Source organism: uncultured Algibacter sp., assembly GCF_947487605.1.
Taxonomy (GTDB): domain Bacteria; phylum Bacteroidota; class Bacteroidia; order Flavobacteriales; family Flavobacteriaceae; genus Algibacter_D.
Genome location: NZ_CANKXK010000052.1, coordinates 1 through 877, shown reverse-complemented (window position 1 = coordinate 877; position 877 = coordinate 1). Strand labels below are relative to the sequence as shown.

2 protein-coding genes are annotated in these 877 nt (G+C 32.4%); both read right to left on the bottom strand.

What is annotated here, in order from left to right:
- Positions 1 to 144: 144 nt before the first annotated feature.
- Positions 145 to 501, bottom strand: coding sequence for a helix-turn-helix domain-containing protein (locus Q0739_RS14890; protein WP_298239529.1), 357 nt, complete (start codon positions 499 to 501; stop codon positions 145 to 147).
- A gap of 2 nt (positions 502 to 503) precedes the next feature.
- Positions 504 to 797: a type II toxin-antitoxin system HigB family toxin gene (locus tag Q0739_RS14885; RefSeq protein ID WP_298239528.1), complete on the bottom strand. Its 294-nt coding sequence runs from the start codon at positions 795 to 797 to the stop codon at positions 504 to 506.
- Between the last annotated feature and the right edge of the window lie 80 nt (positions 798 to 877).

Genomic DNA, 877 nt, shown 5'->3' with positions numbered 1-877 from the left:
AACGTTTATGTATAAGATTAGTGCGGTTTTGTGCGTGAGGATTTTCTGCAGGAAAATCAGATGTAGCAAAACAGGACTAATCGCTGGTTTTAAGCACAGACCCAAGCATTAATTTTATACTTTGTTGGCAACTGGCTTTTTTTATTAATAATCTTGAACTAAAACTTCAGTCGGAATATGAAGTGTTGAGTTCAGTTTTCTTATCATTCCTAAAGTCAGTTTACGTTTCTTGCTTAAAATTTCACTTACCCTACTTTTAAATCCAACAACTTCTGCTAAGTCCTTTTGTTTCATTCCCATTTGTTCCATTCGGAATTTGATTGCCTCAATTGGGTCTGGCATTCCTATTGGGAATTTTTCATTTTCATATCTGTCAATTAAGATTGAAAGGATTTCTAATTCGTCTCCCTCGTCCGTTCCTTTTTTTGCATCAAAAATATTCTCAAGTCTGTCGAGAGCTTTTTGATAATCTTTTTCATTTCTAATGGGTGCTATTTTCATAATCAGATGTTATTTGCGTCTATTTTATCATATTCTGCGTGAGTTCCTATGAACCTTATCCAGCATATTTGGTATTCAAAGTTGAATTTTACAATTAGTCGGTAATTATTTCCTTTAATGTTGTAAACTATTCTGTTGTCTTTTAAAATACTTGCACTTGGATAATCATTTTTTAATTCATTAATGTTTGTCCATTCGGATTTTTCGGTTTCCCTATACCAAGATTTCAATTGTTCTTCACAGTCTGCGTGTTTTTCCCAAAAATCTCGTAAAGTTCTTTTTGCTATTACTCTCACATTATACTTGTTTGTCGCAAATATAATAAAAAAGTTACCAAAACGGTAATAAATTTTTTCTTTTCAGCTTGTTGCCAACG